Origin of the sequence: Roseovarius sp. EC-HK134, assembly GCF_902498815.1 — a bacterium.
Lineage (GTDB): Bacteria > Pseudomonadota > Alphaproteobacteria > Rhodobacterales > Rhodobacteraceae > Roseovarius > Roseovarius mucosus_A.
In genome coordinates, this window is the sequence record NZ_LR701544.1 from 2,267,684 (window position 1) to 2,285,002 (window position 17,319).

Annotated in this window: 15 protein-coding genes and 1 tRNA gene; 5 read left to right on the forward strand and 11 right to left on the reverse strand. The window is 60.6% G+C overall.

Going from position 1 to position 17,319, the window contains the following annotated elements; translation table 11 throughout:
- Positions 1-149: 149 nt before the first annotated feature.
- Genes rsmA through lptF form a run of 6 tightly spaced genes read right to left on the reverse strand, consistent with a single transcriptional unit; the run spans position 150 to position 7,593 of the window.
- Positions 150-1,001 (reverse strand): 16S rRNA (adenine(1518)-N(6)/adenine(1519)-N(6))-dimethyltransferase RsmA, encoded by an 852-nt coding sequence (rsmA, locus tag GC127_RS14895; protein ID WP_151978861.1) that lies wholly within the window; start codon positions 999-1,001, stop codon positions 150-152.
- Positions 998-1,969: a 4-hydroxythreonine-4-phosphate dehydrogenase PdxA gene (pdxA, locus tag GC127_RS14900; RefSeq protein ID WP_081508089.1), complete on the reverse strand. Its 972-nt coding sequence runs from the start codon at positions 1,967-1,969 to the stop codon at positions 998-1,000. The genes rsmA and pdxA overlap by 4 nt, the downstream gene beginning before the upstream one ends.
- Positions 1,966-3,210: a peptidylprolyl isomerase gene (locus tag GC127_RS14905; protein WP_151978862.1), complete on the reverse strand. Its 1,245-nt coding sequence runs from the start codon at positions 3,208-3,210 to the stop codon at positions 1,966-1,968. Before GC127_RS14905 ends, pdxA begins: the two co-directional genes overlap by 4 nt.
- 5 nt (positions 3,211-3,215) lie before the next feature.
- Positions 3,216-5,387, reverse strand: coding sequence for an LPS-assembly protein LptD (gene lptD, locus GC127_RS14910; protein ID WP_151978863.1), 2,172 nt, complete (start codon positions 5,385-5,387; stop codon positions 3,216-3,218).
- Positions 5,384-6,475, reverse strand: a complete 1,092-nt coding sequence (gene lptG / locus GC127_RS14915) for an LPS export ABC transporter permease LptG (RefSeq protein WP_037297185.1) — start codon at positions 6,473-6,475, stop codon at positions 5,384-5,386. The genes lptD and lptG overlap by 4 nt, the downstream gene beginning before the upstream one ends.
- Positions 6,472-7,593, reverse strand: coding sequence for an LPS export ABC transporter permease LptF (gene lptF, locus GC127_RS14920; RefSeq protein ID WP_151979776.1), 1,122 nt, complete (start codon positions 7,591-7,593; stop codon positions 6,472-6,474). The genes lptG and lptF overlap by 4 nt, the downstream gene beginning before the upstream one ends.
- A 149-nt stretch (positions 7,594-7,742) precedes the next feature.
- On the opposite strand from lptF, the gene GC127_RS14925 reads away from it, so the two are divergent.
- Positions 7,743-9,230, forward strand: coding sequence for a leucyl aminopeptidase (locus GC127_RS14925; RefSeq protein WP_008280140.1), 1,488 nt, complete (start codon positions 7,743-7,745; stop codon positions 9,228-9,230).
- The gene (locus tag GC127_RS14930; protein WP_081508086.1) at positions 9,230-9,688 is read left to right on the forward strand and encodes a DNA polymerase III subunit chi; all 459 of its coding nucleotides are present in this window, start codon (positions 9,230-9,232) and stop codon (positions 9,686-9,688) included. The genes GC127_RS14925 and GC127_RS14930 overlap by 1 nt, the downstream gene beginning before the upstream one ends.
- A 55-nt stretch (positions 9,689-9,743) precedes the next feature.
- On the opposite strand, the gene GC127_RS14935 is transcribed toward GC127_RS14930, so the two are convergent.
- Positions 9,744-10,040 carry a septum formation initiator family protein gene (locus GC127_RS14935; RefSeq protein ID WP_037297359.1) on the reverse strand — a complete coding sequence of 99 codons (297 nt, stop codon included), beginning with the start codon at positions 10,038-10,040 and terminating at the stop codon, positions 9,744-9,746.
- Between the two features lie 129 nt (positions 10,041-10,169).
- On the opposite strand from GC127_RS14935, the gene GC127_RS14940 reads away from it, so the two are divergent.
- Positions 10,170-11,801 carry an acyl-CoA dehydrogenase family protein gene (locus GC127_RS14940; RefSeq protein ID WP_151978864.1) on the forward strand — a complete coding sequence of 544 codons (1,632 nt, stop codon included), beginning with the start codon at positions 10,170-10,172 and terminating at the stop codon, positions 11,799-11,801.
- Positions 11,802-11,839: 38 nt separating this feature from the next.
- Here the strand turns inward: GC127_RS14940 and GC127_RS14945 are convergent, their stop codons facing one another.
- Both GC127_RS14945 and hchA read right to left on the reverse strand, forming a co-directional pair.
- Positions 11,840-12,556, reverse strand: coding sequence for a PA1136 family autoinducer-binding transcriptional regulator (locus GC127_RS14945; RefSeq protein WP_081508084.1), 717 nt, complete (start codon positions 12,554-12,556; stop codon positions 11,840-11,842).
- Complete coding sequence (gene hchA / locus GC127_RS14950; protein ID WP_081508083.1) at positions 12,553-13,419, reverse strand: glyoxalase III HchA; 867 nt, start codon at positions 13,417-13,419, stop codon at positions 12,553-12,555. The genes GC127_RS14945 and hchA overlap by 4 nt, the downstream gene beginning before the upstream one ends.
- Positions 13,420-13,710: 291 nt before the next feature.
- On the opposite strand from hchA, the gene GC127_RS14955 reads away from it, so the two are divergent.
- The gene (locus GC127_RS14955) at positions 13,711-14,145 is read left to right on the forward strand and encodes a hypothetical protein (RefSeq protein ID WP_008280136.1); all 435 of its coding nucleotides are present in this window, start codon (positions 13,711-13,713) and stop codon (positions 14,143-14,145) included.
- Between the two features lie 118 nt (positions 14,146-14,263).
- Here the strand turns inward: GC127_RS14955 and GC127_RS14960 are convergent, their stop codons facing one another.
- Together GC127_RS14960 and GC127_RS14965 are read right to left on the reverse strand one after the other, a co-directional pair.
- A complete protein-coding gene (locus GC127_RS14960) occupies positions 14,264-16,060 on the reverse strand; it encodes an ABC transporter transmembrane domain-containing protein (RefSeq protein ID WP_008280135.1) in 1,797 nt (598 codons plus the stop codon).
- A gap of 101 nt (positions 16,061-16,161) precedes the next feature.
- A tRNA-Gly gene (locus tag GC127_RS14965) sits at positions 16,162-16,235 on the reverse strand.
- A 268-nt stretch (positions 16,236-16,503) separates the two neighbouring features.
- Here GC127_RS14965 and GC127_RS14970 point away from each other — a divergent pair.
- Positions 16,504-17,271 (forward strand): class I SAM-dependent methyltransferase, encoded by a 768-nt coding sequence (locus GC127_RS14970; RefSeq protein ID WP_151978865.1) that lies wholly within the window; start codon positions 16,504-16,506, stop codon positions 17,269-17,271.
- Positions 17,272-17,319 lie beyond the last annotated feature (48 nt).

Consider the following 17,319-nt stretch of genomic DNA (forward strand, 5'->3'; position numbering starts at 1 on the left):
GCTGGCGAATATAGTTTAGCATTAAACTATTTCATACACCAATCGCGTCGCGGTTGCGAGAGGGAATTTTACCTAGAGTAAGTCGTGCAGCACACCCCTGCCCAAATGCCGCAGCACGGACACCCTCATCCAGCAAAACAACAAAAGCCTCAGGCCTCAACTCCGCCCGGCATTCGGCGCGCAAGCGCGCAAAACTGCTCTAAACTCACAGTCTCAGCGCGATCCGTGGGTTTAATCCCCGCAGAGAGCAACCGATCCTCGATATCGGGTGCCGCCCCCTTGAGCGCTGCGCGCAGCATTTTGCGGCGCTGGTTGAAGGCGCGGGCGACCACGCGCTCCAATATCTTGGGGTCCGCGGGATAGCGTGGCTCGGGCAACGCGGTCAGATGCACCACGGCGCTCGACACCTTGGGTGGTGGGGTAAAGGCCCCCGGCGGCAGGTGCATCACGATGCGCGGCACAGCGCGCCATTGCGCCAAAAGGGCCAGACGCCCATAGGCCTTGCCCCCCGGCTGCGCCACGATGCGCTCTGCGACTTCGCGCTGAAACATCAAGGTAAGCGATTCCCAAAAGGGCGGCCATTCGGGCGGCGTCAGCCAGCGAATCAACAACTCCGTGCCCACATTATAGGGCAGGTTCGACACCACGCGAATAGGCGGCGTCAGATGTGCCAGAGGATCAAGATCAAGCGCGTCAGCATTTAGAACCGCCAGGCGGCCCGGTGCGGCCTCGGCAATCTCTTGCAAAGCGGGCAGGCACCTCGAGTCCTTTTCGATCGCCAGCACATGTCGCGCCCCCTCCATCAAAAGCCCGCGAGTCAATCCGCCGGGTCCGGGGCCAATCTCCAGCACGTCGCAACCGCCAAGGTCCCCCGCCTGCCGCGCAATTTTCGAGGTGAGGTTCAGATCGAGCAGGAAATTCTGACCCAAGGATTTGCGGGCGGAAAGACCATGTGCCGCGATAACCTTGGCCAGTGGAGGAAGGTCTTCAAGCGCTCTCATGCGCGGCGCGCCTCGCCCATGGTCTGCGCGAGCTTAAGGGCCTCAATCAACGAGGTGGGATTGGCCCGCCCCTGCCCCGCAATGTCCAGTGCTGTGCCGTGATCCGGCGAGGTGCGGATAAACGGCAGGCCAAGCGTAACATTCACGCCCCGGTCGAAATCCAGCGTTTTGATCGGAATGAGCGCCTGATCGTGATACATACAGACTGCAGCATCATACGTCGCGCGGGCGGAGGCGTGAAACATCGTATCCGCTGAGAGCGGCCCGCGCAGATCAAACCCCTGGGCGCGAAGGCGGCTGATCACTGGGGCAATAACCTCGATTTCCTCGCGCCCCATTTTGCCACCCTCACCAGCATGCGGATTGAGACCTGCAATGGCCAATCGCGGGGCACTCAGGCCGAAATCACGGATCAGCGCGGCATGGGTGATGCGGATCGTCTCTTCCAGCAGACCGGGCGAGAGCGCCTGCGGCACGTCCTTGAGCGGTATGTGGATGGTCGTGGGCACGACGCGCAACTGATCCGAGGCCAGCATCATCACCACACGCCCGACACCCGCCAGATGCGCAAGAAACTCGGTATGACCCGGAAAGGCAAAACCTGCCCCGTCCTGTAGCGCCTGTTTGTGTATTGGCGCGGTGCAGAGCGCCGACGCCGCGCCGGATTGCACCAGATCGACACCGCGCGCGATCACGTCGATCACGCCACGCGCATGAGCAGGGTTGGGCGTGCCAAGCGTCAGCGGCCCATCAAACGCATGCGCCAGAACCGGCAGCGCAGTGGCACAGGCGGCGGATGCCTCGGCAGGATCTGTAATTTGCGCGATAGGTGTTCCGGGTGGCAGATGCGCCGGATCACCAATCAAGAAGAACGGCAGGGCACCCCGCAGACGGTCCCATGCGGCGGCGGCAATTTCCGGACCGATGCCAGCCGGCTCGCCACAGCTGAGCGCGATGGGCGCGCTCACTTCTCGACGATCCGCGCCTCGGCGCGTAACTGTTCGAGATACCCATTGGCAAAGGACTCGATCCGCTGGTTGCGGATGAAATTCGACAGATCCTCAACCGAAGGTGCCTCTCCGTCAAGTTTCGGCGAGCGACCACAGAGCATCAGGAACACCAGTGTTTGCCCATTGGCGCGCGTCAAGCTGGTCGAAGTTTCGCCGGGATCAAGCGAGGCGAGCGCGATGGCGATATCCTGCGGAATTTCCTCTGGGGCCTTCGACCCGCGCTCCAACACTTCAGGCGGCTGGCCATGCGCCACGCCGTAAAGGTCATCGCAGGTATCAACCGCTGCGCGCACCTGTGCCGCACGCTGCAACGCCGCCTCACTCCGCCCGCCGGGGATATAGTAGGCGGCATATTCGATGGCGGCATATTCCGGAGAGGGCACTGTCATTTCCTCGATATCCCGCATGTAAAAGAGCGCCAGAGCACCTTCTAGAGGCAACGGATCGGACACCTCGCCCGGGGCAAGCCCCAGCACGATTGGCCGCAACCCTGCGGGCAATTCAGACAACGCAACCCAATCCATGCGTCCCCCACGCGAGGACGAGGGTGCCGCGGAGTGACGGCGCGCGGCCTCTGCGAATGCGCCTTCGCTGGTGGATTCTGCAATAGACGCGGCCAAGGCCTGCTTGGCCTCTGCATCCTCAAGACTGGTCACCGGCAGGATGATTTCTGACAAAAGAACGCGCACTGCAGCGCCCCCGGTCAGGGCGCGCGTTGCACGTTCCAGATCATCTTCGCTTACCGACACACGCGCAGCAAACCGCGCGCGCGTCAGCTCGCGCCATGTGATCCCGGCGCGAACAAACTCTCGGAAGGATTCTTGCGACACGCCCGAATCTCCCAATGCCGCGATAAGCTGATCAGCGGTCATATTTGCCCGACCGGCAAATTCCTCCATCCCGTCCCGCACCAAATCCTCTTCAAGCACAAGACCCGAGGCTCTGGCGGCGTCAATCTTGATACGCTCCTCGATCAGCTGCTCCCGGGCCAGTCGCTGCGGGTCGCCGGGCGCGCGAAACAGCGTCAGAAGGCGCGCGCGTTGTTGCAACTCGTAGCCGGTGATAGCCTGATCGTTCACATAGATTTGCGGCGAGAACAGGTTTTGCGCCTGCGCCATACCCCCGCTCAGGGGCCACACCAGCAAGCCCGTCACGGCGAGGGTCAGGGCGGCAATCAGGCGGCGAAAGATCGGTGTCATTCTGGTCAGTTCCTGCAGGTCCGGGTAAAGCTTCGGTCACGGGTCGCGGACGAGAACCCCGTAAACCCTACCGTAAAGCCGAAGTTGGTTTCCGGTTCAAGGATAGTCGAAGAGGTAAACCGGCGCGAGACCGAAAGCGTGATGTCCACGCATTCGTTGGAATATGTCAGCCCCGCCCCTGCACGCACGCTGCGCTCTGCCGCCGCGTCAAACCGCCACTCGGCATGGCCAGTCCAATGCTGAGCAAAGCGATAGCTGCCATCAATCGCCCATTCGGACACTTTCGCCGGTCGATTTTCAGCCGGATCAGCCGAGAGCCAGACATAAGTAGCCGCAATATTGGTATCATCGTTGCGCCAACTGGCGCGGGCCTCTGCCTTGGTCGTGTCGAACATGGAATCAAACAGGCCCCGCGCCGTCACGGTCAAACCAGTGGCATTGCGGAACTGTCCCGCAATCAGCAAGTCCGAGGCACGGGCGCGCAACCCCGAGGATTTGGCAAAGCTTGGGGTCAGGCCATCCCTCTCCAGCAAACGCTCTTCGCGCCAGACCTGCCCGAGAGCAAGGCTTCCTTGCCAGCCCGCCGGATCAAACCGGGTATAGCTTACCCCATAGGCGGCACTATACCCACGTTCGCGCCGGTCAGGGGAATTGAACCGCGAGGGATTGAAAAGGTTGCCTTCGTCAAACTCGATCAGCGTCGCCTCGTCGAGGGGAATATCGGGGTTCGATCCACCGCTCCACGACAATTGCGCCACAGGCTCGATCACATGGGTGACGGCATGACGCGTGGATTTGAGCAGCGGCCACCGAAGTTCAAGCGCGAGTGTGGGGGTCAGTTCGGTTGCCTGCGAGGCGGCCGTAATCCCCGCCTGCGAAATCTCGAAATGATCCAGGATGAGGCCGGTTTGGAAACTGGCAAGCACGCCTGCTGGCAGCGTCCAACCGCGATACCAGTCCAGCCGGGTGGTCAGCCGCGTTACATCGCGCCCGTCCGCAAAGCGGTCGAGCGTGGCCAGCGTGGAATCCGAGCTGCGGTAATGGCTGTGCAGTGCCGCGCCAAAGCGCAATTCGCCCCCAATCCGTGTGGGAAAGAACCGGCGCTCATATTCGGCATTGCCCGCCAACGTGGGCAGGGTTGCGTTGCTCTCGCCCACCCGTCGCGATTGAAAATGCGTGATCGCGCCACGGATATACTCATCCCGGCGCGCACGCTCGACCGACACCTCATTGATCAGGCGGTCCTTGTCGGAAAATCCATGGTCCAACAGAAACGTATCGTCGCTGGACAGCTCGACATTGAACCGCAGGATGAAATCGCGCGGCAGTTCGAACCGACCCGTACCAAACAGATATCCACGGGTTGGGTCGGGGCTGAAATCATCCTCGGCCACGGCACCGTTGAATTCAATTTCACCCTGGCGAAACGCCTGACGATAGCGGAATTCCAGCCGCTTGGAATTGGTCGCAAGGAACGGCGCCAGCGTCAGGTCGCGGCTATCGCCAATGGGGATGAAATAGGGAACGCGGATGCCCGTGCCCAAAAGCGAAGAATTGACAAGCGACGGGGTCAGAAACCCACGCGCGCGATCAAGCGTCGGGTCCGGCAAGCGAAGACGCGGCAGATAGAGCACGGTGGTGTTCAGGATGCGGAACTGCGCGTTGTCAAAATAGAGCTGACGTTCTTGCTCATCATGGATCACCCGCTGCGCCCGGATCTGCCACAGCGGCGGGCGGCCGTTGTCGCAAACCCGGCAAGAGGTCACGGCAGTCTTGTAAAGCTGATTAAAGCGCGCATCGGTGCGGCGCATCTCCACGGCCGCCAATTGCAACTGATCCTGCATGACGATCCGCGCCCCACGCAGGATGCCATTGGTCAGGTCGCGGTCCAGCTCGGCGCTGTCGGCCACGACCAACGCGCCTTCGACATCCGTGAGCGTCAACGGTCCGGTGATCGCCAACTGGCCGGTGCCATGGTCATAAGTGATTTCGCGCGCAGTCAGACGGCGCCCCTGATAGAGCGCCTCGACATTGCCCGTTGCAATCAGGCGGTTGTCCGCCGTGAGGCGCACGTCATCTGCGACCAACACCGCCGGATCAGAGGGGGCATCCTGCGCGGTCAGCGGGCTTGCGAGCGAAAGCAGCAGAACAAGAAAGAGGCGTATTTGGCGGATCATCCATCCTCCAGATGCAGAAGGATGCCGAGACCGATAAACAGCGAGGCAACGGGCGGAGCCCAAGCCGCCAGCAAGATCGGCAATTGACCATTCTCACCCAAGATATGCGCGAAATTGCGCACATAATGCAGGCCGAACCCCAAAAGAACTGCCGTCAATACCGAAAGCCCGACATTGGCACCGCGCGTGTGCCCCATGGTCAGTGCCGCCGAAATCAACACAAGCGCCACCAGAAAGACCGGCTGCGCCAATTCGCTCTGGAACCATATGGCGTAACGTCGCGCAGAAAACCCAGCCTCTTCCAATTGATCAATGAACTTGGGCAACTCCCAAATCGGGATGTACTCCGGGCTGCCGAAACTGTCGAGAATTCGATCCTGGGTCAGATCAGAGGGCACGCTCAACTGCGCCTCTTGGCGGGCCATGGCCTCGGGATTGATGTTCTCGGCCAAATCCCAAATCTTGGCATCTTCGAGCAGCCATGCCCCGGTCTCAAGCCGTGCGGTGCTGGCGCTTATGCGGCGCAGAGGTTGGCCATCGGGGGCAAAGTCATAAAAGCTGGGGCCGTAAAGTGTGCTGAGATCGGAACTGGAACGGGCAGCATAGATCACTGTCTGGCCCGCCGTTCCGCCCTGCCGCAGCCACAGACCCTCTGACGCAATGGCAAGGTCAGAATATGTCTGACCCGAGTAGGTATTGACCAGATCGTGATGCCGTTTCGCAGTCGCCGCCACCAGCGGATTGCCTACCGCCAGCCCCAACAGGCCAATAGCCAGAGCCACCGCTGCCGGAGCAAGCAGACCGCGCAATGCAGACCGGCCAGAGGCGCGCAGCACCACCATCTCGGACGAGCGCGCCAACCGTAAGAAAAGCGCCACCGAGGCAAGAATCATCACCAATGGAATGATCTCGTAATAGGCTTCGGGCAGTTTCAACAGCACGATCCCCAAAACCTGACCAAAGGCCAATTCAGGGAAATCGCCCAACTCGTCCATCAGGTCGATCAGCCCCATGATCACAAGCATGGTGATCGTCACGCCCATGAAGCTCACAAAGAAACGTCGACCGAAATAGCGCTCTAGGATCATGTCGGCACCTCCGCCGCAGGCCCCTTGCGCCGCAGCCGATGCCACAGGCCCGGATAGCTGGCAAGCGCCAGGAGCAGCCCCGACAACGCCAGCCCGATCAGCGCCGGCAGATAAAGCAACGGCCAAAGCACAGCGCTGGCTAGAACCGGTGCCAGCACAAGGCTCTCGACGATCTTGAGACCCACCAAAAGACCAAAGGCCAGCAACACCTGACGCCAGACGCCAAACCGGCTATGTGCCCCCACCAAGAGGGTGCAGAACCCAACCAAAGCCGCGATCACGCAGAGCAAAGCCGCCGTGATGCGGCCATGCATCTGGGCCATCACAGCCCCCAAACTGACGCCCGTGCGCGCCGCAACCGCCTCGGGGTCGCGCAGCATCTCGAGCGTGCCCGCAAAGGCCACCTCGTCTAAATTGACCACATCGCGCCGAACAAGGCTGCTGATGTCATAGGAAAAATCGTCAAAATAGGTGGTAAAGAGCCGGTTTTGATCGGCGCGAATATTCTGGGCCAATCCCGAGACCATGACCAGCCGTGTGCCGCCCCCCTCTTGCACCAGATAGGCGCGGGACGAGGTATAGGTCACAGGCGCTTCGGGATCACGCCGATCAGACAAAAACACGTCGCGCAATTCGCCAGACAATGTGATCTCGCGAATGTAGAAGGTCACGCCGGGGGCGGGATGCAGGAATTCGCCCTCGCTGAGCAATTTGGCCGTGATATTGCGCGAGACCTCATCCAGCCGCAGGCGCAGCTGGCTTAGGCTGCTGGGGATGAGGAAATGCGCCAAGAGCGACATCATCACTGCGACGATCACACCGAAGACAAACACCGGGCGGGCCAAGCGCAGAGGCGAATATCCAGTGGCCTGCATCACCGTCAGCTCGCTTTCGCTTGACAGGCGGTTGACCACGTAAACGGCGGCAGCAAAGGCCGCAATCGGCAGCACTACGCCGATCACCCCCGGCAGGGTCAATGCCGTGAATTCCACAAACACCCAAGCGGGCTGGCCATCCCCGATCAGCCGGTCGAACATGCGCACCGCCTTGTTGATCCAAAAGATCGAAACCAAAACGAGCGCAAAGAAACCGAACAAAACCATGAATTGCGACAGCATGTATCTGTCGAATCTGGTCACTCTTATCCCCCGTGGCAGCAGTATTGCCGGGCAACCTAGCGGAATTGATTGCGGGGGAAAACTGCTAACTGGTCATTGGCGACAAGCCGCGCTAGGTCTTGGCAAAGCCGAACCAAGGAGAGCCCTCGATGACCACCCCCCTGCACGTTGTCTTTGCCGAGACTGATCTAGAGGCGCTCGCCACAGCGCCCGGCCGGATCGCTGTGATCATTCCCCCCGAAGGCAAGCTTGACGCCGGTGCGCGAAAGATCAATCGCATGACGCGCGGCACGCTTGCCCGGCTGGTCGAGGCGGCCGCCTTGAACGACAAAAAACCTGGCGACGTGATCAGCATCAACTGGCCCTCCGGGATGGTGGCCGAGGCGATTGATGTGGTCATACTTCCCCGCAGCGCCAGCCCCGCCGAAAGCCGCCGCGCAGGTGTGAACCTAAGCCGCCTCAAGGGGGACAAGCCGCTTTTGATCCTTGGATCGGCGTTGCGCCGTCCGGTCGATGTGCTGCTTGGCGTGCTGCTGCGGGCCTATGATTTCACCCCGCACAAATCGCAGCCCAAGAAAGACACCGCCCCGAAGGACCCCGGTGCCGTTACGCTGATGACCGGCAGGCCGGATGAAGTCAAAGCCGAAGCCGCGCCCACATTGGCCTTGGCCGAGGGGGTATTCTTTACCCGCGATCTGGTCAACGAGCCTGCCAATCACCTGACCACCACCGAATTCGCAAATCGCATCGCCGCGATGAAGGATCTGGGCCTCAAGATCACCATTCTTGAGGAAAAGGACATGGAGAAACTCGGGATGGGTGCGCTCTTGTCTGTGGGTCACGGGAGCGCCAGCCCGTCGAAACTGGCAGTAATGGAATGGCTGGGCGGGCCAAAGGGCGAGGCACCACTGGCCCTCATCGGCAAGGGCGTGGTGTTCGACACGGGCGGCATCAGCCTGAAACCCGCCGCTGGCATGGAAGAAATGACCATGGACATGGGCGGTGCCGGTGTTGTCGCAGGGGTCATGCGCACGCTGGCCCTTCGGCGCGCCAAGGCAAATGTCGTGGGCCTTGTGGGCATCGTGGAAAACATGCCCTCGGACCGCGCCACCCGTCCCGGCGACGTGGTGACGTCGATGAAGGGCGACACCATCGAGGTGATCAATACCGACGCCGAGGGGCGGCTCGTGCTGGCAGATGTGCTCTGGTATGCGCAAGAAACCTATAAGCCGCGCGGAATGATTGATCTGGCCACTCTCACAGGGGCCTGCATCGTGGCCTTGGGTCACGAGAATGCCGCTGTTCTCAGCAATGACGAAGGGCTCTGCAACGCCTTCCTGCGTGCCGCAAAGACAGAAGGCGAAGGCGCATGGCGTCTGCCGCTTGGGCCGGGCTATGCCGATATGATCAAGGGCCAGATTGCCGATATCAAGAACTCTGCCGGGCGGCCTGCGGGCACGATCACGGCAGCGGAATTCCTGCACCGCTTTGTGCAGGAGGGCATGCCTTGGGTACATCTTGATATCGCGGGGGTGGCCAGCGTCAAGGCGGACACGACCTACGCCCCAAAGGGCGCGACAGGCTGGGGCGTTCTGGCGCTCAACCGTCTGGTTGCGGATATGCTTGAGGAGAGTTGATGGGGGCCGTCTACTTCTATCACCTGACGCGTCAACCACTTGAGGCGACATTGCCGATGTTGCTTGAGAAATCCTTGGGGGCTGGCTGGCGCGTGGTGGTGCGGGGAAGAGAGGCGGCGCGGCTTGTCTGGCTCGATGAACGGCTCTGGTTAGGGCCTGAGGATGGGTTTTTGCCGCATGGCGTGGCCGGTGGGGCGCATGATGCCGATCAGCCGGTTTTGCTGACGACAGACCACGCAAGACCCAATGGCGCAGCCTGCGTAATGGCGATCGACGGGGCAGACGTGAGCGCAGAGGAGGTGCAGTCGCTGCAACGGGTCTGCATTCTCTTTGACGGGAATGACGACGCGGCCGTTCAAGTTGCGCGTGGACAATGGAAGGCGCTGACCGGCGCAGGCTGCGCCGCGCAATACTGGTCCGAGGCCGGCGGGCGATGGGAAAAGAAGGCCGAGGCCTAAACGGGCTAAGGTGTTGGGCTTAAGCGAACACTCTGAGCAAGACGTCACGCGCGCCTCAGCGGATTACGATCTCGTCACTGCGCAACAGGCCCAAAACTTCACGCGCCTGCTGATCCAACAAATCAAGATCAAGATAGCCGTCCGAGAGCCGCCGGGTCAGGTTTTCCATCCGCGCCACCCGCACATTCAACGCGTCAAGCTGGGCCTGCAACTCGACGCTTTGTGCATCAATTTCGGCGCGACGGAATAGGCCGTAATCCCCTTGCACAGCCGCAAATGTAAAATACGCCCCTAGAAAAAAGGCGATCAGGAAAAAAATCAACAGGCCCCAAGGGCGGCTGCGGGGTGTCATACTCTGCTCTGCCTCTTCGATCCGCCTCGTGTCGGGCGTTGCAGGCATCATGCCACAGGCTCTGCGCTTTGTGAATCCCCTTTCGCCGCTGCGCGACCCCCACTAGCATACCCGCCAAAGGAGAGCGCGATGCAGGACAGCCCGCCTAAGGACATGCTTGGCACCCATGAGGTGACGAACCAACCCGCATCGCGCGGTGATCTTGATCTTTGGGCAGACGATCCTGGCTTGCAGACCCATGCGACGGCAGCAGGGGCCGATCCCGAAACTCTGGCCGCCTACGGCGCACGGATCGGCACTGAAACCCTGCGTTCGGCAGGGCGCGCGGCCAACCGACACCCACCCGAACTGGTGCTTTTTGATGTGGGCGGGCGCAGGCTGGACGAGGTGCGGTTTCACCCCGCGTATCATGATCTGATGCGCGTTGGTATCGGCGCGGGCTATGCGGCCATTCCGTGGGAGGGGGCCAAGGGCGGCCACGTGACCCATGCCGCGATGGTCTATCTGACCTCTCAGGTGGAACCGGGCGTGTGCTGTCCGATGACCATGACCTATGCCGCCGTGCCTGCCCTGCGCAGCGACAAGGCGCTTTTTGCAGATTGGGTGCCGAAACTTACGGCACGCGCCTATGATCCGGGCGCAAAGCCGCTGGCGCGCAAACCGGGTGCCACACTGGGCATGGCAATGACCGAAAAGCAGGGCGGATCGGACATTCGTGCCAATGCCACCACCGCGACGCCAGAGGGCGCATATTATCGTCTTTTCGGCCATAAATGGTTCTGCTCCGCGCCAATGTCAGACGGGTTTCTAACGCTGGCGCAAGCGCCCGAGGGGCTGACCTGCTTTCTGGTGCCGCGCTGGCTGGAGGGCGCGCGCAATGAGATCCAGATCCAAAGACTAAAGGATAAACTTGGCAATCGTGCCAATGCGTCTGCGGAAATTGAATATCACGGGGCCATCGCCTATCGGTTGGGCGACGAGGGCGCGGGGCTACGTACCATTCTGGAAATGGTGCATCACACGCGGTTGGATACCGCCATGGCCCCGTCAGGGCTGATGCGCGCAGCACTGGATCACGCGCGGCATTGGGCGCACCATCGGTCCGTCTTTCAAAAGCAACTCATCGACCAGCCGCTGATGCGCGCCGTTCTGGCCGATCTCGCGCTTGATTGGGAGGGCACGCTGGCGCTTGGGCTTCATGTGGCGCGGGCATTTGACGGGCGCAGCCCGGCAGAGCGCGCCTTTGCACGTCTTGGCGTGGCACTCGCGAAATTCCTCGGCAACAAGCTCTGCCCCGGTGTGGTCTATGAGGCCATGGAGGCCATGGGTAGCATGGGCTATATCGAAGATACGCCCCTGCCCCTTTTGTACCGCGAAGCCCCGCTCAATTCGATCTGGGAAGGGTCGGGCAATGTCATCTGCCTTGATATCCTGCGCACCCTGCGCAAAGAGCCGCTTGCAGGCGAGGTTCTGACTGCGGAGTTGGCCAGCGTCGCCGGGCAGGACCGCCGGTTTGACGCCGCGCTGAAAGCGCATATGCAAACCTTTCCCAAGCTGCCCGAAGAGGCTCAGGCCCGTTGGTATGCCGAGAGCCTCGCCACGCTTCTGACCGCTTCAGTCCTGATGCGGCATGCCCCTGATGCGGTGGCGCAGGGCTATATCTCGACACGCCTCAGCGATCCGCGTGGACGTGTGGCCGGGGCGATTGGCACGCTCGACACAGGCCCCATTCTGGCGCGGCTGGGCGATGGGGACACCTGATCAAAGCACACCAAGCTTGGGAACAGTTAAACTGTCGCTCAGTCTGGCAACCCATCCAATTGACCAAGCCGAATGGCCGCCTGCACCGCCTGTGCCGTGGTCTTGACAGCCAAACGATTGCGCGCGTTACGCAGGTGATTTTCAACCGTCCTCTGAGAAATTCCCAGAGTGCCGGCAATCTCGGCCCCTCGGCGCCCGGCCGCAACCCACGCCAGAACCTCGCGTTCGCGCGTCGACAGATGGCCCGTTTCGGGGCTCTCACCTTCGATCAAGGCGCGGCTGACCCGAAACGCCTGCTCCGCCAACAAGGTCAACAAAAGTTGCACCCGCCGAGAGGCGTCGATGCGGCCGCCTCCAAAGCTCACCGCGCCCTCCAAGCCAATCGGCCCGTAAATCGGCACCTGAAACCCATTGGTGCCCGACAGGCTCGGGGTGCGAACAACCCGGTATTCGGTATTCGGCGTCTTGGTCCAGAAAAACGGCGCGCTGCACTTTAGCACATTGAGGGTGATGGGGCATCTCTGGAGATAGGTTTCGGCATCAACTGTGCTGCCATCACCGAACCAATCACCTTTGACCCAATACACCCTGCTCACGATCTGCTCCCGCTGTGCAGCTGCCGAAAACAGCAGCACCCGGTCATACCCAAGCGGTTCACAGGTCTCGCAGATAACCTGCGAGACCCCTTCAAGCGTTGTGGCCTCCTCCAGCCGCAAAAGAACTGAAAGAACCGAATCCGCGGGCTCACGGCTCACTTTTTGTGCACCTCAGCCAACAGTTCCGTCGCCGCCAGTTTCCCCAAGCCATTACCAGCCAGCGGGCTGTCACCAGTCAGGATTTTACCATCCTTGTGGACCTGACCGGAAATACCCTCGTTGAGAATCTCAAAGCCGATGGCCTGCAATTCCTCTCCGAATTTCCACGTCAGATGCCCGGGCATATAGCCAATCTCGGGGGTTTGCGCGTCCATTGCATCCGGAAAGGCCACGATCTTGCGACCTTTATAGATCGTGCTGTCCTTGCCCACGGCCAAAAATGCAGCAGGGCCGTGACACAGCGAGATCAGAAACTTGTCCTCGGCTGCAACCCATTCAAGCAAGGTCTTGACCTCCGCACTCTCGGGCAGACCGATCAATGCACCATGCCCACCGGGGATAAACACCCCGATATAGTCTGACCCTCCCTCAAGCACTTTTGCGAGGACATCTCGCAATTTCACAGGTGTTTTCAAGGCTTCGGCATATTTTGCGAACAGGCCCATCACCTCAGGGTCCTGCCTCGGCATGGCCCAGAGTTCAAACTTGGCTGGATAACCGGAAATCGTCGCGAAATCGAAGCCAAACCCTGCCTTATCAAGATGATAGAGCGGAAGCAGGGTCTCGACTGGATGATTTCCAGTCGAAAACATCGTACCATTCTCCATCCGCAAATAGCGTTCATCTGCACAGATCACCAGAATCTTCCAGCGCCCCCCAGAATAGGGATGAGGATAGTCCGCCCCCGACAGATCGGAAACCGGCGCGGTAAACTGGCTCAGGGAATAGGGCGAGGGGAAAAAGGCATTATCTTCGGCGGGATCGGGCGTGGGGCGCATGTCCGAGGACTGTGGTGTCGACATCTAGTACTCTCCGTTTCAGGCATGAGGTTACACAATTATGCCGCCAGTCGCGCTGACAAAATGGGGGAAATCCCTCAGTTTTGGTATCTCGACACGAAAGCGAGCCCAGTGAAGGCGCAAGATTTGGCGCAATTCCGAACCGAGAGGGTTTGTCTGCTTTCTCTGAAGCTGCATCAAATTCTTCTTTCTGAATGTGATTGATCCAGATCAAGGTCGATAGGCCTGCACACAGCCTAGGGTGGCCCTGAAAACACGGATTCAGAATTCATCTTTGCTAGAAAAGAGGACATCATGCGCAAAATCATCACCGCGGCGACGCTTGGTCTGGCCGCCCTCACAAGCCCTGTCATGGCCGAGGACGCAAAGCAGATGGTCACGATCCTGACCAGTGCAGAACCCCAAACGCAGCTCATGGGCATGGTTCTGACGATGCAGACGATGCAGGCCGGGGCAAGCTCTTATGTGCTGCTCTGCGGCCCGGCTGGCGACCTGGCCCTCAAGGATGCCCCCGCCAGTGCCACCGCGCCGCAAGCGCCGATGGGGATGAGCCCACAGGGCCTGATGCAAAAGATCATGGAGACCGGGGCAACGATTGAGGTCTGCGCCATATACCTGCCCAACAAGGGCGTGGATGAGACCGCTTTGCTAGACGGGATCACCGCCGCGAAACCACCTGCCGTGGCTGCGCGCCTCTTGGCGGAGGAGACGCGGATCATGTCCTTCTGAGGGATGATCTGCGGGGCCGCCTCACATTTCCGCCCGGTGTAATCGGTGAATTGGTCCTGAACGGGACGCGTTTGCGAGGCGGTCCACCATAGTCGATAACGTCGGCATCCTGCCGACGTCAGGCCGCCTCGCCATCGGTGAATTGCAACCGCGCGAGCCGCGCATAGAGGCCATTCTCAGCGACAAGGCTGTCATGCGTGCCCTGCGCGACAATGCGGCCCTGATCCATCACCACAATGCGGTCAGCCTTTTTCACCGTCGCCAGACGATGGGCGACGATAATCGTGGTGCGGGTGCGCGCCATCGCTTCTACCGCTGACTGCACCGCGCGTTCGCTCTCGGCATCAAGCGCCGATGTCGCCTCGTCCAGCAACAGAACTGGCGCATCTCGCAGAATAGCGCGGGCAATGGCGATGCGCTGTTTCTGCCCACCGGACAGCATCACACCACGCTCCCCCACATAAGTGTCATAGCCGTCCGGCAAGCGGCAAATAAAATCATGCGCATTGGCTGCGTGCGCCGCGGCCTCGATCTCGGCGTCGGTCGCATCAAGCCGGCCAAAGCGGATGTTGTCGCGTGCCGAGGCGGCAAAGATCACCGGGTCCTGCGGCACCAAGGCCAGATCACGACGAAATTCGTGCCGCGCCATATCGGCAAGCGACACGCCATCGAGCGTGATTCGCCCTGCATCCGGATCATAGAAGCGCTGGATCAACTGAATGACGCTGGTCTTACCCGCCCCAGAGGGACCGACAAGAGCGACCGTTTCGCCGGGACGGATCGTCAGGCTCACGTGATCCAGTGCAGGGATGCCGGGGCGCGATGGATAGGCGAATTGCACATCCTCAAAGGCGATCTCACCCCGCACCGGGCGTGGCACAGGGGATGGTCGGGCGGGATCGCGCACCGGATCTTCGGCTTGCAACAGCTCGACCAGACGCTCGGTTGCACCTGCCGCGCGCTGCAATTCGCCCCAGATTTCCGAGAGCGCCGCAACCGCCCCTGCGACCATCACCGCGTAGATGACAAATTGCACCAAACTACCTGCGGTCATGCCCCCTGCGCGCACATCGCGTGCGCCGATCCAAAGCACGCCCACAATCCCTGTAAAAACGAGAAAGATCACGATCACGGTCATCAGCGCGCGGGTATTGACCCGGCGGCGTGCGGCGTCATGGCTGCGTTCGGTCACATCACCAAATCGCGCGCGGCTCTCGCGCTCATGGGTGAAGGCCTGCACCGTCTGCACAGATAAAAGCGCCTCTGACGCATTGCCCGAACTCTGCGCGATCCAGTCTTGGTTCTCGCGGCTGAGCACGCGCATCCGTCGGCCAAGCGTTAGAATGGGCACGATGACGAGGGGTACGATCAACAGAACGAGCCCCGTCAGCTTGGCTGAGGTCAGCATCATCAACCCCATGCCCCCGATCAAGATCAGCAAATTTCGCAGCGCGATCGACACCGAAGAGCCAATCACTGACAGGATCAGCGTCGTATCTGTCGTGATCCTGCTCAGAACCTCGCCCGTCATCAGCCGCTCGAAAAAGGCTGGGCTCATGCCGATCACGCGGTCAAACACGGCCTTGCGAATATCGGCGACGACGCGCTCGCCCAACCGGGTCACCAGCAGATACCGCAACCCGGTGCCTACCGCCAAAAGCGCCGCGATCAGCACAGCCGCCGCGAAATACTGGTCAAGGATAGCGCCGTTCTCAGCGCTGAAATTATCCACCACCCGGCGCACTGCCAGTGGCAGCATCAAGGCCACGCTTGCGGTGATGACCAACGCCAGAACCGCGGCAGTCAGCAGTTTGCGATAGGGGCGCAAGAATGGCCACAGTTCAGCCAACGCGCCCACATGTTTCGATTTCTCGCGATCCAGCAGATCAGCCCCGTTTTCGGCCCTGCGCACCATAGATTTTTATTCCTCATCCTTTGGCCAAGGTTCTTGGCGGGCGATGAGGCCGTGGTCAAGGGGACAGATCAGCCACAGAGGGCATGTTAGGGGGAATTTGGTGGAGCGGGCGGCGGGAATCGAACCCGCGTCTCTTGCTTGGAAGGCAAGGGTCTTACCATTACACAACGCCCGCGCTCTTGCGCTAGTTAGTAGAGGCGCGCCCAAGGGTCAAGCCCGGCTGTCCGGACTTTTGCCACGACGCGTCTTGACCAAAAGCGCGCCCAAACGCTGATACGCGCGCTGAATAGTCGCACTGAGCGGAACCCGTCGCGAGTAGGCGATTTTGGCCAAGCCGCGCGCGCATATCTTTACTTGAAGCGCCCGCGCAATGGCTGCAAAGTTGACCGGCGGGGGCCTTGGGATGGTCGACGCGCTCAATCCAACACCTAGGGAGCCCCGTTATGGCCATTCCTGATACCCTCGCTGCCCGGCTGATTGAGACTGTCAAAGGTCATGAGTTGAACGGTAGTTTCTTGATGCTTGGGCGGCAGCGCTGGATCGGGTCACGGCGCGGTGCGTCGTCGCGGGTGTTTGCGCAAGCGTTGGCAGACCACTTGCCGGACCTGAGCGAGGCCGATCTGGTTCCCGAAGGTGCAACCTATTCCGAACCCTTCTTCGAGAAACTCGGTTTTGCCTCGGTCGATTCCATGGATTACTCGGATTTTGAAAAGGCCAGTATCATTCAAGACCTCAGCGCCGAATTGCCCAAGAAACTGGAGCGCAAGTTCGACGTGATCTATGACGGCGGCACCTGCGAGCATATCTTTGATTTGCCCACCGCCTATCGCAATATTCACAAGATGCTCAAACCCGGTGGCGTGCTGATCGGGCACAGCCCCTGCAACAACTGGGTCAATCATTCATTTTACCAGATCAACCCCGAGATGGTCTATGGCTTTTGGGAGGCGACACTGGGCTATGAGGTGCTGCATTGCGCATTGCAACCGATCAAGCCTGCGCATGCCCGAAAGGTGGTGACAACCACCAATCCCAATGTGACCGGCAAGCGCCCGCGTCTGTCGGGATCATTGGCAGAGGGCGGGATCATCCTCGATTATGCGGTGCGCAAGCCGAAGCGCTCAACAAAATCAGCAGACAAGGTGTATCAATCCGATTACGTCAACCGCTGGACCGCTCCAGATCAAGAGAGCACAGAAGACGCCGCCTGAGGCGTGAAAGCGTTTCGGGTTGCGGCGATCTTGGGCTAGGCTGATCCT

What these genes read in the sequence shown, in the direction of transcription:
- GC127_RS14970 (WP_151978865.1), top strand. Translation starts at nt 16,504, where the DNA reads ATGGCCATTCCTGATACCCTCGCTGCCCGGCTGATTGAGACTGTCAAA.
- lptD (WP_151978863.1), bottom strand. Translation starts at nt 5,387, where the DNA reads ATGATCCGCCAAATACGCCTCTTTCTTGTTCTGCTGCTTTCGCTCGCA.
- GC127_RS14930 (WP_081508086.1), top strand. Translation starts at nt 9,230, where the DNA reads ATGGGGGCCGTCTACTTCTATCACCTGACGCGTCAACCACTTGAGGCG.
- GC127_RS14925 (WP_008280140.1), top strand. Translation starts at nt 7,743, where the DNA reads ATGACCACCCCCCTGCACGTTGTCTTTGCCGAGACTGATCTAGAGGCG.
- lptF (WP_151979776.1), bottom strand. Translation starts at nt 7,593, where the DNA reads ATGCTGTCGCAATTCATGGTTTTGTTCGGTTTCTTTGCGCTCGTTTTG.
- lptG (WP_037297185.1), bottom strand. Translation starts at nt 6,475, where the DNA reads ATGATCCTAGAGCGCTATTTCGGTCGACGTTTCTTTGTGAGCTTCATG.
- GC127_RS14935 (WP_037297359.1), bottom strand. Translation starts at nt 10,040, where the DNA reads ATGACACCCCGCAGCCGCCCTTGGGGCCTGTTGATTTTTTTCCTGATC.
- rsmA (WP_151978861.1), bottom strand. Translation starts at nt 1,001, where the DNA reads ATGAGAGCGCTTGAAGACCTTCCTCCACTGGCCAAGGTTATCGCGGCA.
- GC127_RS14905 (WP_151978862.1), bottom strand. Translation starts at nt 3,210, where the DNA reads ATGACACCGATCTTTCGCCGCCTGATTGCCGCCCTGACCCTCGCCGTG.
- GC127_RS14960 (WP_008280135.1), bottom strand. Translation starts at nt 16,060, where the DNA reads ATGGTGCGCAGGGCCGAAAACGGGGCTGATCTGCTGGATCGCGAGAAA.
- hchA (WP_081508083.1), bottom strand. Translation starts at nt 13,419, where the DNA reads ATGTCGACACCACAGTCCTCGGACATGCGCCCCACGCCCGATCCCGCC.
- GC127_RS14955 (WP_008280136.1), top strand. Translation starts at nt 13,711, where the DNA reads ATGCGCAAAATCATCACCGCGGCGACGCTTGGTCTGGCCGCCCTCACA.
- GC127_RS14940 (WP_151978864.1), top strand. Translation starts at nt 10,170, where the DNA reads ATGCAGGACAGCCCGCCTAAGGACATGCTTGGCACCCATGAGGTGACG.